The sequence below is a fragment of the Noviherbaspirillum suwonense genome (assembly GCF_900182955.1).
Taxonomy (GTDB): domain Bacteria; phylum Pseudomonadota; class Gammaproteobacteria; order Burkholderiales; family Burkholderiaceae_D; genus Noviherbaspirillum_A; species Noviherbaspirillum_A suwonense.
On the sequence record NZ_FXUL01000023.1, the window covers coordinates 1 to 14,669 of the forward strand.

12 protein-coding genes are annotated in these 14,669 nt (G+C 66.0%); 3 read left to right on the forward strand and 9 right to left on the reverse strand.

Annotated features, from left to right (window positions below):
• The coding region (locus QOL82_RS22835) for a hypothetical protein (RefSeq protein WP_283444716.1) at window positions 1–153 on the forward strand (153 nt) is incomplete at its 5' end.
• Window positions 154–160: 7 nt separating this feature from the next.
• On the opposite strand, the gene QOL82_RS22840 is transcribed toward QOL82_RS22835, so the two are convergent.
• The 6 genes from QOL82_RS22840 to QOL82_RS22865 all read right to left on the reverse strand — a co-directional run bounded on the left by QOL82_RS22840 (window position 161) and on the right by QOL82_RS22865 (window position 8,052).
• Window positions 161–2,506 carry a response regulator gene (locus tag QOL82_RS22840; protein WP_283444629.1) on the reverse strand — a complete coding sequence of 782 codons (2,346 nt, stop codon included), beginning with the start codon at window positions 2,504–2,506 and terminating at the stop codon, window positions 161–163.
• Window positions 2,503–2,943, reverse strand: coding sequence for a response regulator (locus QOL82_RS22845; protein WP_283444630.1), 441 nt, complete (start codon window positions 2,941–2,943; stop codon window positions 2,503–2,505). The genes QOL82_RS22840 and QOL82_RS22845 overlap by 4 nt, the downstream gene beginning before the upstream one ends.
• A complete protein-coding gene (locus tag QOL82_RS22850; protein WP_283444631.1) occupies window positions 2,927–5,293 on the reverse strand; it encodes an ATP-binding protein in 2,367 nt (788 codons plus the stop codon). Before QOL82_RS22850 ends, QOL82_RS22845 begins: the two co-directional genes overlap by 17 nt.
• Before the next feature lie 808 nt (window positions 5,294–6,101).
• On the reverse strand, window positions 6,102–6,941 hold the full coding sequence (gene panC / locus QOL82_RS22855; RefSeq protein WP_283444632.1) for a pantoate--beta-alanine ligase: 840 nt from the start codon (window positions 6,939–6,941) through the stop codon (window positions 6,102–6,104).
• Window positions 6,942–6,992: 51 nt separating this feature from the next.
• Window positions 6,993–7,817: a segregation and condensation protein A gene (locus tag QOL82_RS22860; protein ID WP_283444717.1), complete on the reverse strand. Its 825-nt coding sequence runs from the start codon at window positions 7,815–7,817 to the stop codon at window positions 6,993–6,995.
• Window positions 7,818–7,845: 28 nt separating this feature from the next.
• Complete coding sequence (locus tag QOL82_RS22865) at window positions 7,846–8,052, reverse strand: DUF3460 family protein (protein ID WP_283444633.1); 207 nt, start codon at window positions 8,050–8,052, stop codon at window positions 7,846–7,848.
• 79 nt (window positions 8,053–8,131) lie between these two features.
• Here QOL82_RS22865 and bamE point away from each other — a divergent pair, with 79 nt between their 5' ends.
• Window positions 8,132–8,644: an outer membrane protein assembly factor BamE domain-containing protein gene (gene bamE, locus QOL82_RS22870; RefSeq protein WP_283444634.1), complete on the forward strand. Its 513-nt coding sequence runs from the start codon at window positions 8,132–8,134 to the stop codon at window positions 8,642–8,644.
• 26 nt (window positions 8,645–8,670) lie between these two features.
• On the opposite strand, the gene QOL82_RS22875 is transcribed toward bamE, so the two are convergent.
• The 3 genes from QOL82_RS22875 to metG all read right to left on the reverse strand — a co-directional run bounded on the left by QOL82_RS22875 (window position 8,671) and on the right by metG (window position 13,044).
• Entirely contained in the window at window positions 8,671–10,359 is a 1,689-nt protein-coding gene (locus QOL82_RS22875) for a SulP family inorganic anion transporter (protein WP_283444635.1), read from the reverse strand.
• Window positions 10,360–10,472: 113 nt separating this feature from the next.
• Complete coding sequence (locus tag QOL82_RS22880; protein WP_283444636.1) at window positions 10,473–10,952, reverse strand: GNAT family N-acetyltransferase; 480 nt, start codon at window positions 10,950–10,952, stop codon at window positions 10,473–10,475.
• A 4-nt stretch (window positions 10,953–10,956) separates the two neighbouring features.
• The gene (metG, locus tag QOL82_RS22885) at window positions 10,957–13,044 is read right to left on the reverse strand and encodes a methionine--tRNA ligase (RefSeq protein ID WP_283444637.1); all 2,088 of its coding nucleotides are present in this window, start codon (window positions 13,042–13,044) and stop codon (window positions 10,957–10,959) included.
• 166 nt (window positions 13,045–13,210) lie between these two features.
• Between metG and gltX the strand changes: the two genes are divergently transcribed.
• Window positions 13,211–14,599, forward strand: a complete 1,389-nt coding sequence (gene gltX, locus QOL82_RS22890) for a glutamate--tRNA ligase (RefSeq protein WP_283444638.1) — start codon at window positions 13,211–13,213, stop codon at window positions 14,597–14,599.
• Window positions 14,600–14,669: the final 70 nt, after the last annotated feature.

Consider the following 14,669-nt stretch of genomic DNA (forward strand, 5'->3'; position numbering starts at 1 on the left):
GCGCGGCCGCTGAAGCGGGCGATCCAGCAGGAAATCGAGAACCCGCTGTCCAAGGCCATCCTGCAGGGCAAGTTCGGGCCGAAGGACGTGATTGCAGTCGATGTCCGCAATGGTGAACTGGTGTTCGAGAAGGGCGCCGGTTCGCCGGCGTGAAGCCCGGTCAGCCGGGGCGGTTTTCCGTCGCGGCTTCCTGGGTTGAATGGAGTGAACTGACCGACTGCTGCAGCACGCGCGCCAGCGTCTGCAGTTCGACCGGCTTGGTCAGGTGCAGGTCGAAGCCAGCGTCGCTGGAACGTTGCCTGTCCTCCTCGCTGCCCCAGCCGGTCAGCGCGACCAGGTAGGCCGCCCGGGTCTGCTCGTCGGCGCGGAGGCGGCGGGCCACGTCATAGCCGTTCATTCCGGGCAGGCCGATGTCGAGAAACACGACATGGGGTTCGAAGGTGCGCGAGGCCTGCAGTCCCTCGTGGCCGTCATGCGCGGTCATCGTCTGGTAGCCGCTAATGCGCAGCAGCAAGGCCAGCGCGTCGGCGGCGTCGATGTTGTCGTCCACGATCAGCACCCGCTGCTCTGCCGCGGCGGCCGCGATCGGCGGCGCGTCGCGGACCTCGGTTGCCGAACCGGCCGGCGGTGCGGCAACCATGTCGATCCTGGCCGTGAAGGTGCTCCCCTGTCCGGGGCCGCCGCTTTCACAGCCGATCGCGCCGCCGTGCATGTCGACCAGCCGGCGCGCCAGCGACAGGCCGACGCCCAGTCCGCCGCGCGCCCTGTCCAGCGTGCTTTCGACCTGGGCGAACAGGTCGAATATCCTTTCCTGCATGTCGGCCGGGACGCCGGCGCCGTTGTCCGCGATGCGGATCGCGACCTGCCGGCCTTCCGCTTCCACCGACAACGTGATGCTGCCGCCGTCCGGCGTGTATTTGGCCGCGTTGTTGAGCAGGTTTGCCAGCACCTGCGCGAGCCGGGTCAGGTCGCCGTTGACCCAGATGATTTCCCCGGGCATCCGCACATCGAGCTGGTGGCCGTGCTGCTGGATCAGCCCCTGGCTGCTTTCGAGCGCATGCTCGACCACGCTCTGCACTGTCACCGGCGCGAGCTGGAGTTCGATCTTGCCGCTGCCTATCCGCGAGATGTCGAGCAGGTCGTCGACCAGGCGCAGCATGTGGCCGAACTGCCGCTGCATCATCGCGCGGGTCCGGCCGGCGCCGGCCGCATCGTCCTGGGTCAGGCCGAGCAGGTCGAGGCCCGCGGAAATGGCCGCCAGCGGATTGCGCAGCTCGTGCGCCAGCGTCGCCAGGAATTCGTCCTTGCGCCTGTCCTCGTCGAGCAGCGCCTTTTCCATCTGCTTGCGCTCGGTGACGTCGAGGTTGATGCCGAACATGCGCAGCGGCTTGCCCGCCGCGTCGAAATCGACCTTCCCCAGTTTCGACAGCCAGCGTATCCCGCGGCGCGGATGGCATATCCGGAATTCATGGCAGAAGTCGGGCGTTTCGCCTGTCAGCGCCTTGCGGATCTGCTGCTCGGTCTGCGCCAGGTCGTCAGGGTGCAGGCAGGCGCGCCAGTCGGCATAGGCCGGCCGGCCGAGCGCCGGGTCGCGGCCGTACAGCACATAACTTTCAGGCGACCAGTTGATCGTGTCGGCCGGTATGTCCCATTCCCAGACGCCGGACCGGGCCGCCGACAGCGCCATTTCGAGGCGTTGGGCGCTGGCCTTGATCAGGGATTCGGCATGGCGCCGCTCGGTAATGTCATGGGTCACGCCGAGCACATAGTTCACCGCGCCGTCGGCGCCCAGTTCAGGCACCAGCCGCGCAGCATAGTCGTGCCGGGCCGGCCCGATGCCGGAAGAAAACTCGATCGACTGCGGCTGTCCAGACGTGAATGCCGCTTCCATCGCGGTTTCCCACAGCTGGCACAGGTGTGCCGGGGCGCCGAGTTCGCCGCTGGTCTTGCCGATGAAGTAGGCGGCCGGGTGGCCGCTCGAGCGTTCGGCCGCGGCATTGACGAAGACATGGCGGTAGGCGCGGTCGAAGCGGCTCAGGATGTCCGGCGTATTGTCCGCAATCATCCGCAGTTCGCGCTCGCGGTCCATGATCTCGCGGCCCATCTTCCAGCGTTCGACCGCGTTCGCGACCACGCGCGTCAGCGCAGGCGAGGTCAGGTGCTCCTTGCTGAGGTAGTCCTGCGCGCCGGCCCGCAGCAGCAGCGGGCCGAAGCTGCATTCGGCGGCGGCGGTGAGGACCACGACCGGGCACAGCGCCGCATTGTCGGCGCCGCGCAGCGCGTCCAGCACTTCCGGGGCTTCCATGTCCTGCAGGTAGTAATCGAGCAGGACGCAGTCCGGCATGCGGCCCGCGGCGGCCGCGATCGCCGCCAGCGCGGCCTGGCCTGTCTCCGCCTCGGTGAATGCGTAATGTTCGTCCGAGCCCTGCAGCAGCAGGCGGCGCATCTCCGCCCGGTCGTCGTCGTTGTCGTCGACGATCAGGATATGCATCAGTCCCTTTTTCATGGATGCTCCAGCATGCGGCAGGGCAGCGTGGCATTGCCCAGCCAGTAGATGATCAGCTCGGTCATGTTGTTCAGGTGCTCGGGATACTTCACCGGCTTGACGTGATAGGCGTTGGCGCCGGCGGCATAGCAGAAATCCACGTCGCGGGGATTACCCGATGTGCTGACGACGATGACCGGGAGATTCTTCAGCAGCTTGTCGGACTTGATCAGGGTGAGCGCCTCGCGGCCGTCCATGCCGGGCGTGTTCAGGTCCAGGATCACCAGGGCCGGCGGCGACGCCGCGTCCCGCAGCGCGTCCATGCATCCGTCGCCCGTCACGACGCGCTGCAGGCTGGCGGGGATGCCCGAAAGTTCCAGCGCCTCGCGCATCGTGGCGGCATCCTCGTCGGAGTCTTCGACCAGCAGCAGTCGGGGCAGGTCAGGTATCTGGTGCATGTGATGTCGCGGTCCCTGCTGGTAAGGAAAAATAAAAGGTGCTGCCCTGATCGGGCTCGGAATCCAGCCAGACCTGGCCGCCGTGCCGCTCGACCAGCTTCTTGACGATCGCAAGGCCGGCGCCGGTGCCGCCGCCGAATGCGTCCCGCCCGTGCAGCCGCTTGAACATCTTGAAAAGCTGGTCGAAATGCCGCGGCCGTATGCCGATGCCGTTGTCCCTGACGAAATAGACCGGGCCGGTCCCGGTGTCCTGCGGCCAGTGGGCGCGCCGCGCCAGTTCATGCGGCGCAAGGTAGCCGATCTCGATGTGCGCCGACGGCTTGTCGTTGTACTTGAAGGCGTTCGACAGCAGGTTGACGAACACCTCGCGGATGCGGACCCGGTCGCACAGCGCATTGGGCAGGCTGCGCGGGATCAGCACTTCGGACGCCTTCTCGGTGCGGCGCGCATCCACCATTTCCAGCGCCTCGGCAACCACCTCGTCGATGCTGACATCGTCGAAATGCAGCATCACCCGTCCGACCCGCGAGAAATGCAGCAGCGAGTCGAGCAGGCTGTCCATGCGCAGCGTCAGACGCTTGAGACCGTCCAGACGTGCACGGCTGGATGGGTCGGTCAGGGTGCCGGTCTCGCCGAGCTGGTGGACGTACTTGAAAATGCCGCGCAGCGGTTCCTTCAGGTCGTGGCTGGCGATATAGGCGAAGGCGTCGAGTTCCTCGTTGCTCTGCGCCAGGTCGGCATTGAGTTCGGCCAGCTGTTCGGCGCGGCTGACGATCAGTTCCATCAGCGTGATCCGGAAACGGATTGCGCTGTCGATCTCGACCGCTTTCCACGGGCTGGACTGGCCCTGGACCGATGCGGTGAAAATCTCGAAGCTTCGCCGCGGCGTCAGCCGCGCGCCGTGCGGGCCGGTCACCATCGGCTTTTCATCCGGGTCGCCGGCCCACTTTATGGTGCCGCGCATTTCCGGGCGAAACCAGATCACCAGGTTGCTGTGCCGCTGCGACAGCGAGATGGCGAGCAGCCCGCTGGCGACGTCGCCGATCCCGGCGCCGCCTGCATAGTCGCGGCCCAGGCAGTGGCTTGCCACCACGGGACGGAACGGCGTCATGAGTTCCGGCCGGGTCTGCAGCCAGCCTTTCAATGCGTCCAGCTGCGGCTCGGAAGGCGTCTCGCCGATGCGCCACCAGCGGTCGCAATGGAACAGCGCGACGCCGCCGGCATCCATTGCGTCGAGCAGGTTGGGCGTACTGTCGCACATGGCCGCCAGGTCGCCCTGGCGCGCCGCAAGGGTGATCAGCTGCTGCTGGATTTCGTCGAGCTTCAGCCGATAGGCCAGCTGCCCGCGTTCCTCGGCCGACTGGTGCTGCAGCGAGACAATCTGGGCCAGCAGTTCGCAGGCGGCGCGCAGGCCATAGGGAAACCGGGCCGGCCCTGAGTAATGATGGCCTGCGATCAGGCCCCAGAGCTTGTCGCCGCGGCGGATCGACATCGTCAGGCCCGCGGTGACGCCCATGTTCTGCAGGTATTCGGTATAGATCGCCGACGGCGCGCGCAGTGCGCAGTAGGTCATGGTCAGCGCCTTGCCGGTGGTCGGGTGGGCCAGCGGCACCATCTCGGCGATTGGCACGCCGACCTGCTGCAGCGGCCGTATCCAGACTTGCCGGAAAACTTCCCGCGCCGGCTCGGGAATGTCCTCGGCAGGATAATGCAGGCCCAGCCAGGGCGACAGGTCGGCGCGCCGGCTTTCCGCGACCACCTCGCCGTGGCCGTCCTCGTGAAACTGGTAGACCATGACCCGGTCCAGCCCGGTCAGCGCCCGTACTTCGGCCGCGGCGATGTCGCCGAGGTCCTGCAGGCTGGCCGCCTGCTGCAGCCGCGCGACGCTGGCCTTCAACCGGGACAGGTAATCCGGCGCTTCCTTGCCCGCCCGCTCGGTTTCCTCGAATTCGACGATTGCCACGCCGTCGATGGTATGCACCGAAACATCGAGCAGCATGTCTGCGTCCCGGGCCGGGTGCGAGAAAAGGTAGATCGGATTGCAATCGGTCGAGTTGCATTCGAGGAAGCTGCGGACGCGGTTGGCGCCATCGTCGCCCAGCACCGTTGCCAGCGATGCGCCAGCCAGCGCAGACGCCGGATGGCCCAGCACCTGTTCCGTATTCTCGCTGGCCTGCAGGATGAGGAGATCGTCCGGCTGCACGACCAGCAGGGCGCCATGTGTCTGGATGCAGCCTGGCGTCTGCACAGGTTCGCTTGCGCAATTGTCTATGCTCGTGCCGAAACGCTTGATGCTGTAAGGCTGGCCGTGCCAGGGCAATGCGGCGTCGCCATCGATGGAGATTGTCACCAGAAACTCCCGTCTTCAGCGCATCCGTGCGGCGCGGGCGCCGGGACGCGCAGCACGCTCGCCGACGCCCGGTCCGGGGACATGTCGGCGACCTGCCTGTCATTGAACAGCATGCCTGTCTTTCTCCATGGATTTCGGGCCCGGTTTCGACCATGCCGTGTTCGGTTGAGGATCACATAACCAAGAGTTGGTTATAAACCGGTTTGCATTTTCGCGCCAGTCGAATGCAGCCGGCAGAGCATACACGCGAAAAACCGCGCGCCGTACGATTGCGCCAGTTATCCACAATTTATGTGGTCAACTCTGTGTATAAGTTGGGAGGCGCGACGGCAAATTGTTGATTCATATCAGAAATATTTTTTCGACATCGCCGGTGTCATTCATTAGGCGCAAGCGCTTTGTTATCCCCAGTTTGTGTGCGTTATCCTGTGGATAAGTCAGGGGTAAAAAGGGCAACTGCTTGATCTTTAAGTACAAATACGCTCGGGTCGAAAAATGCGCAGCAAACCGGGGGTTACGCTCGAAAGACCGGTCGGAGGCGGGTTGAAGATCATCGTCGGCCGGCATGGTCCAGGGCCGGTAAATTGTCCACAGATTTTGTGGGCTACCCTGTTGATAACCATGCCTGCAACGCGCCAAGTGCTTGATCTGATGCGAAATTAATCTTGTCGAGAAAAACAGGCAGGGGAGGGATGGCGGCAATTGTGGATAAATGCCGGCGCACGACCGGCATCGGCCCTCGTCAGGCCGAAAACGAAAAAGGGGCGCAACGCGCCTGCACGCGTTACGCCCCGGCTTGCCGCGCCGATTACACTTCGAGGTTGTCGATCAGCCGCGTCACGCCCAGCTTGGCCGCCGCCAGCACCACCATCGGCTCCGCCTGCGCAATATCGCCGGCCGACGGCGGCTGCAGGTCGATGCGCTTGCGGATCGAGATGTAGTCCGGTTTCCAGCCGCGCGCGGCCAGCCTGGCCATTGCGTCGCGTTCGAGCGTGAAGATGTCCGGCTGCCCCTGGCGCACTTCCTCGGCGACTTCATTGAGCGTGCGGTACAGCGCCGGCGCCTCGGCGCGCTCCTGCTCGGACAGGTACATGTTGCGGGACGACAGCGCCAGGCCGTCTTCGGCGCGGTAGGTCTCGGCGGCGATGATTTCTGTCGGCAGCGCAAACTGGCGGCACATGTTCCGCACCATCATCAGCTGCTGGTAGTCCTTCTTGCCGAACACGGCGCTCTTCGGCTGCACGCAGGAAAACAGCTTCAGCACCACGGTCGTCACGCCGGTGAAGAAGCCCGGCCGGAATTCGCCTTCCAGGATGCCGCCGAGGTCGTTCGGCGGGTTCACGCGGAACTGCTGCGGTTCCGGGTACAGGTCGCGCTCGGTCGGCGCGAAGAGCACGTACACGCCTTCCTTTTCCAGCTTTTCCACGTCGGCGTGGAAGGTGCGCGGATACTTGTCGAAGTCCTCGTTCGGCCCGAACTGCAGCCGGTTGACGAAGATCGACGCGACGATGGGGTCGCCATGCTTGCGCGCCAGCCGCATCAGCGACAGGTGGCCTTCATGCAGGTTGCCCATGGTTGGCACGAACACGGTGCGCAGCTGGCCGCGCAGCTGGTCGCGCAGTTCATCGATGGAAGAAATGATTTTCATGATGGCCTTCAGGTTGGGACGCCACGCGTTGCGCAGCCAAAATACCGGCTCTCAGCTCGGTGTGTAGGATAGCCGAACATAGATGGGCGCGTAGGCCTCGGCCTGGGTGATCTCGATCAGTGTTTCCTTGGCCAGCTCGAGCAGCGCAATGAAGTTCACCACCACGACCGGCACGCCGAGGCCGGGGTCGAACAGGTCGGAAAACTCGACGAAGCGGGCCGACTGCAGCCGCCGCAGGATGCCGGTCATGTGCGCCCGCACCGACAGCGCCTCGCGGCCTATGGTGTGATGCGCGACCAGCTTCGCGCGCTTGATCAGGTCGGACCAGGCGGCCTGCAGGTCGGCCGCATTGACCTCGGGCCAGCGCAGCACCATGCTCTGCTCGATGTGGATCTGCGCGGCCAGCGTGTCGCGCCCCAGTTGGGGCAGCGCGTCGATCTGGCGCGCGGCCAGTTTCATCTGCTCGTATTCCAGCAGCCGCCGGACGAGTTCGGCGCGCGGGTCGGCAGCCTCGTCGTCGTCGGCGCGCTTGACCGGCAGCAGCATGCGCGACTTGATCTCGATGAGCATTGCCGCCATCAGCAGGTATTCCGCGGCCAGCTCCAGGTTGTGCAGCCGCACCTGCTCGATGTAATGCAGGTACTGGCGCGTGACCTGCGCCATCGGTATGTCGAGGATGTTGAAGTTCTGGCGGCGGATCAGGTAGAGCAGCAGGTCCAGCGGGCCTTCGAATGCATCGAGGAAGATCTCCAGCGCATCCGGCGGGATGTAGAGATCGTTGGGCATCTTCAGCAGCGGCTCGCCATAGAGCCGCGCCTGTGCGGCCGGCCCGGCGTTTTCCGCTGCGACAGGCGTCGCTGCGCCGTCAGCCGCCAGTTCGCCGTTCACGCCTGTAACCTGCAAGTCAGCTATTCTGGTAGACGTAAGGCTTCTGGCTGACCCGCGCCATCCTCAGTCGCTCCTGGGTGTCGAGATCGACTGCGGGCTTGTCCCACAGGCGGGCGCGGCCGGCGCGCTGCTCGGCTTCGAGCTGGGGATTGCTGGCCTTGAGGCCCGAAAGGAATTCGGTCAGTTCGGACTGGTAGCCCTGCTTCTGCTTGCTCAGTTTCATGAGGTTTTGGACAATGTATCGGGTAGCGGGAGGCGCTATTCTACCCTGACTTGCTCTTGCTTCAGGCAAAGGAGAATGGATGAAACGACCACTTGCAGCCGCGTTCGCGCTGGCCTGCGCGCTCGCCCTCGGCGCCTGCGACCGTAATGGCAACCCGATACAGGAGTTTGGCTTGGATAAACTGGCGAAGGGCGTTTCCACCGAGTCCGACGTGCGCGGCGTGATGGGCCAGCCCGACACGGTATGGGAACAGGACGACGGCGCGCGCACGCTCGAATACCCGAAAGGGCCGGAAGGCGCGCGGACCTGGATGTTCGACATCGACCGCGACGGCAAGCTCAAGGACTACCGCCAGGTGCTAAGCGAAGCCAACTTCGGCGCGATCCGGCCGGGCATGAGCCGCGACGAGGTCAGGCACATGCTGGGCCGGCCCAAGAGCGTCGCCGAGTACCGGCTGAAGAACGAGGAAGTCTGGGACTGGCGCTACCTCGACCCGACCAACACGCCGCGCTTCTTCAATGTCCATTTCGACAAGGCCACCGGCCGCGTCACGCAGACATCGTCATCGCCCGATCCCGCCATTTCGGGCTGAAGCCGGGCGAGGTGGCTTAACCGCGCTCAGGCCGCGAGGGCTTCGTCCTTCACCAGCGCCAGCGCCGCATGCAGGTCGCGCACGCAGTTTTCCCGGCCCAGCCGGTCGAGGAAGCCGCTGCGCTCCATCATGGCGCGCGGCTGGTGGTTGGCGCCGCACAGGATCAGCCGGCCATGGTGCCGCAGCAGCGTGCCGTGGATCTGCTCCAGCGCCTCGAGGCAGGTGACATCGAGGTTGATCAGCTTGTGCAGCTCCAGTATCAGCACCCGCGGCGGCAGCCTGTCCGGGGCCAGCAGCGCTTCGAGCTTGCCCACGGCACCGAAGAACAGCGAGCCGAAGATGGCGTAGGCTTCGACGCCGGTCGGCAGCGACGACGGCAGGAACTGCGGCTGCACCGGCTCTATCGTCGTCAGGCTGGAAATGCGGTAGATGAAGAACACGCAGGCCAGCACCAGCCCGACCTCGACCGCCACGGTCAGGTCGATTGCCACCGTCAGCACAAAGGTCGCCAGCAGCAGGATGCGGTAGGGCAGCGTCAGGCGCATCATGCGCGGCAGCGAATGCCACTCGAACATGTTGTAGGCGACGTAGAGCAGGATGGCCGCGAGCGCCGCCAGCGGCACGTGGCGCGCCAGCGGCGCGGCGGCCAGCATGATGACCAGCAGCGTCGCGGCATGGATCATGCCGGCCACCGGCGACGACGCGCCGGAACGGATGTTGATGACGGTGCGGGCGATGGTGCCGGTGGCCGGCAGGCCGCCGGCGAAGGGCACCAGCATGTTGGCGATGCCCTGTGCCATCAGCTCCTGGTTCGGGTCGTGCCGGTCGCCGATAAGGTTGTCGGCGACCTTCGCGCACAGCAGCGACTCGATCGCGCCTAGCAGCGCGATCGTCAGCGCCGGCGCGAACAGCTCGCGCAGCAGGTCCAGCGAGAACACCGGGACCGCCAGCGCCGGCAGGGTCTGCGGGATGCCGCCGAAGCGGCTGCCTATGGTGTCGACGTCGAGCTGCAGCAGCACCGTCGCGGCGGTGGCCGCGACCAGCACGATGATGCTGCCCGGCAGCGCGCGCAGCAGCCGGAACCAGGCCTGGTCGCGCAGCTGCGCGCTGCGCCGGCCTGCGAACAGCCGCGGCCACAGGAAGACGACGGCGAGCGAGGCCAGGCCCAGCGCCAGCGTGGCCGGGTCGACGCTGCCGGCATGCTGCGCCAGCATCCGGATCTGGCCGAAGAAGTCGCCTGGCATGCGGCCGATGTCCAGGCCGAAGAAATCCTTGAGCTGCGACAGCGCGATCAGCACCGCGATGCCGTTGGTGAAGCCGACCACGATGGCGACCGGCATGTAGCGGATCACCGAGCCCAGCTTCAGCGCGCCCATCGCCAGCAGCATGACGCCGGCGTACATGGTGGCGGCCAGCAGGTTGCCGTAGCCGTACTTCTCGATGATGCCGTAGATGACGACGATGAATGCGCCGGCCGGCCCGCCGATCTGCACCCGGGAGCCGCCCAGCATCGAGATCAGCAGGCCGGCGATGATGGCGGTCATGATCCCTGCCTGCGGCGTTGCGCCGGATGCGATCGCGAAGGCCATGGCCAGCGGCAGCGCGACCACGGCGACCGTGACGCCAGCGCCGAGGTCGCGGCCGAATCGGGTGCCGTCGTACGTCCGCAGCTCGTCCAGCAGCCTGGGGCGAAAGCGCAGGCGGAAAGCAGGCATCGGGGCCTCCCGTTGTCGTTGAACCTGGCATTCTGCGCCTGTTTTGGCGGCCCTGGCAGCCTGGTTCGAGCTGCCTTGGCCTGCGTCAGCCCGGCGCCCGGCGTCTCAGCGCTTCAGCGCTTCAGCACGCGCCGCATCATGACCGGCGCCGGCTCGGCGGGATTGGCGTGTGCGTATTCCAGTTCGGGCGCGAGTTCGAAGCCGTAGGCCGCGTACAGGTCCAGCAGCCGCGGCTGGTCATGGCGCACCGCGAGCCGCAACTCGGCTATGTCGGACTGCTGCGCCTGGTGTATCACCGCTTCGAGCAGGTGCTCGGACAATTGCCGGCCGCGCCATGCGGGCAGGATGCCCATGCGGACGATTTCCCAGACCGCGCTCTCGCCGTCGGCCGGCAGCCAGCGCACCGAGCCGGCCGGCGCCTCGTCTATCATCAGGATCAGCCCGCCGCCGGCCTGCAGGTCGGCGGCAACCCGTTCCTCGCTTTCGCCGTGGCCGGAGGAACTGGGCGCGACCCGGCCGCTCCATGCCTGCCGCGTCATCGCGGCGATCAGCGCGGCGTCCGCCAGGGTCGCTTCCTGCAGCAGCAAGTCCATCGCGTCAGCTGATGCGCATGCCGGGTTCGGCGCCCGGCCACGGGTTGAGGATGTAGATGCCCGGGCTGGCTTTTTCATCGGCGGCCGAGGCGGCCAGCACCATGCCTTCCGAGACGCCGAACTTCATCTTGCGCGGCGCCAGGTTGGCCACCAGCACGGTCAGCTTGCCGACCAGGTCCTCGGGTTTGTAGGACGACTTGATGCCGGAAAACACGTTGCGCATCCGGCCCTCGCCGGCGTCCAGCGTCAGGCGCAGCAGCTTGTCCGAGCCTTCCACCTCTGCGCAGTCGACGATGCGGGCAATGCGCAGGTCGACCTTGGCGAAGTCGGCGATGCCGATCTCGGCGGCAAGCGGCTCGATGCCGGCCGGAGCCGCTTCGGCAGCAACCGGTGCCGCCGACGGTGCAGCCGCCGGCGCGGCAGCCGGCGCATCGAACAGCGCGTCGAGCATTTTCGGCTCGACCCGCGTCATCAGGTGCGCATAGGTATTGATGCGATGGCCGTCCGGCAGCGCCGTGCCGGCATCGCTCCACTGCATCGGCGCGACATTGAGCAGCGCCTCGACCTGGCGCGCCACTTCGGGCAGCACCGGCTTCAGGTAGATCGTGAGGATGCGGAATGCCTCGATCAGCCGGCTGCAGACTTCCTGCAGCAGCGCCGCCTGTTCCGGCTTCTTCGCCAGTTCCCACGGCTTGTTGGCGTCGACATAGGCATTCACCGCGTCGGCCTCGTCCATCACCGCGCGCAGCGCCTTGCCGTATTCGCGGCCCTCGTACAGCGCCTGGATCGCGGGGCCGGCGTCGCGCAGCCGGCGCAGGAACGGGTCGGCCTCGGTGGCCCAGGACGTGGCCAGCACGCCGTCGAACTTCTTGCTGATGAAGCCGGCCGCGCGGCTGGCGATGTTGACGTACTTGCCGATCAGGTCGCTGTTGACGCGGGCGATGAAGTCTTCCGGGTTGAAGTCCACGTCCTCCACCTTGGCCGACAGCTTGGCCGCGATGTAGTAGCGCAGCCACTCCGGGTTCATGCCGACTTCGAGGTAGCGCAGCGGCGAGATGCCGGTGCCGCGCGACTTCGACATTTTCTCGCCGCTGACCGTGATGAAGCCGTGGACGAACACGTTGTTGGGCACCTTGAGCCCGGCGAAGTGCAGCATCGCCGGCCAGAACAGCGTGTGGAAGTAGGTGATGTCCTTGCCGATGAAGTGATACTGCTCGGTCGCCGGGTCGGCCATGAACGCGTCGTAGTCGCGGCCGGTCTTGCTGAAATAATTCTTCAGCGAGGCCAGGTAGCCGATCGGCGCGTCCAGCCAGACATAGAAGTACTTGCCCGGCGCGTCCGGGATCTCGATGCCGAAATAGGGCGCGTCGCGGCTGATGTCCCAGTCGCCCAGGCCCTCGTCGCCTTCCAGCCATTCGCGCGCCTTGTTGGCGACCTCGGGCTGCAGCCGCTTGTCGTCGAGCGCCCAGCCGCGCAGGAAGTCGCGGCACTTCGGGTCGGACAGGCGGAAGAAATAGTGCTCGGAGCTTTTCATCACGGGCGTTGCGCCCGTCAGCGTCGAATACGGGTTGATCAGTTCCGTCGCCGCATAGACCGCGCCGCAGACCTCGCAGGAGTCGCCGTACTGGTCCTTCGCGTGGCATTTCGGGCATTCGCCCTTGATGTAGCGGTCGGGCAGGAACATGGACTTGACCGGGTCGAAGAACTGCTCGACGGTCTTCACCGAGATCAGCTTGGCGTCGTCGCGGAGCTTGCGGTAGATGTCCTGCGACAGCTGGTGGTTTTCCGGGCCGTCGGTCGAATGCCAGTTGTCGAAGGCGATATGGAAGCCGTCCAGGTACTGCTTGCGGCCGGCGGCGATGCCGGCGACGAATTCCTGCGGCGTCACGTTCGCTTTTTCCGCGGCGATCATGATGGGCGCGCCATGCGCGTCGTCGGCGCCGACGAAATTGACCTCGTTGCCCTGCATGCGCTGGAACCGTACCCAGATGTCGGCCTGGATGTATTCCATGATGTGGCCGATATGGAATGCGCCGTTGGCATAGGGCAGGGCGGTGGTGACGAAAAGCGTGCGCGGCTGTGGCTGGCTCATAAGGAAGTGCGTTCGGTAAGGGAAATGTGGACGACCGGCTAAAACAGTAATTCTAGCAGTCCGGGCGGCAATGGCATGGCCGGTGTCCATGGCCGGGGACGCTCGCGCTAGAATGGCGCTTTTCCCAGAACACGGCCCGCGCAGGCGAGGCCGCCATCACTCCGCCATGACCGTACGCACCCGTTTCGCCCCCAGCCCGACCGGCTTCCTCCACCTGGGCGGCGCCCGCACCGCGCTGTTCGCCTGGGCCTATGCCCGCCGCTTCGAAGGCGTTTTCATCCTGCGCATCGAGGACACCGACCTCGAGCGCTCGACGCCGGAAGCGGTGCAGGCCATCATCGACGGCATGCAGTGGCTGGGCCTGCATCATGACGAAGGCCCGTTCTACCAGATGCAGCGGATGGACCGCTACCGCGAAGTGGTCGCGCAGATGCTGGCGGCCGGCACCGCCTACCATTGCTACTGCACGCCCGACGAGGTCGAGGCGATGCGCGAGCGCCAGCGCGCCGCCGGCGAGAAGCCGCGCTACGACGGCACCTGGCGGCCCGAGCCGGGTAAGACCCTGCCGGCCGTGCCGGAAGGCCGCAAGCCGGTGGTGCGCTTTCGCAATCCGCTGGACGGCGAAGTGACCTGGGAAGACGCGGTCAAGGGCCCGATCACCATCGCCAACCGCGAGATGGACGACCTGATCATCGCGCGCCCGGACGGCACGCCGACCTACAACTTCTGCGTGGTGGTGGACGACTGGGACATGAAGATCACCCACGTGATCCGCGGCGACGACCACGTGAACAACACGCCGCGCCAGATCAACATCCTGAAGGCGCTGGGCGCGACGCCGCCGATCTACGGCCATGTGCCGATGATCCTCGGCGCCGACGGCGAGAAGCTGTCCAAGCGCCACGGCGCGGTCAGCGTGATGGAATACCCGGCGCAGGGCTACCTGCCCGAGGCGATGCTGAACTACCTGGCGCGCCTGGGCTGGAGCCACGGCGACGAGGAAATCTTCACGATGGAGCAGTTCTGCGCCTGGTTCGACCTCGGCCACCTGTCGAAGTCGCCGGCGCAGTTCAATCCCGAAAAGCTGGCCTGGCTCAATAACCATTACATCAAGGCGGCCGACAATGAACGCCTGGCGACGCTGGCCCGGCCGCTGCTGGAACGCGACGGCGCAGACTTTGACGGCGCGCCGCCGCTGCCGGCCGTGATCGCGCTGATGAAGGAACGGGCGGCCACCGTGGTCGAACTGGCGGACGCGGCAATGCTGTTCTACCGCCAGCCCCGGCCGGATGCGGCGCTGCTGCAGCAGCACCTGAACGACACGGTGAAGCCGGCGCTGGCCGACTATGCCGGGCGGCTGCGCACGGTCGCCTGGGACAGGGCTGCGCTGGCGGCGATGCTCAAGGAAGTGCTGGCGGCGCACAAGCTGAAGATGCCGCAGCTGGCGATGCCGCTGCGCCTGCTGCTGACAGGGCAGCTGCAGACGCCGTCGATCGACGCGCTGGTCGAGCTGTTCGGCCGCGACACGGTGCTGGAGCGGCTGCAGCGCGGCTGACCATCCGGCACGGCCGGATTTATGATAAAAATGTGTGCGTAGCAATCTTTTTCGCCGCTTTTATGGCAGA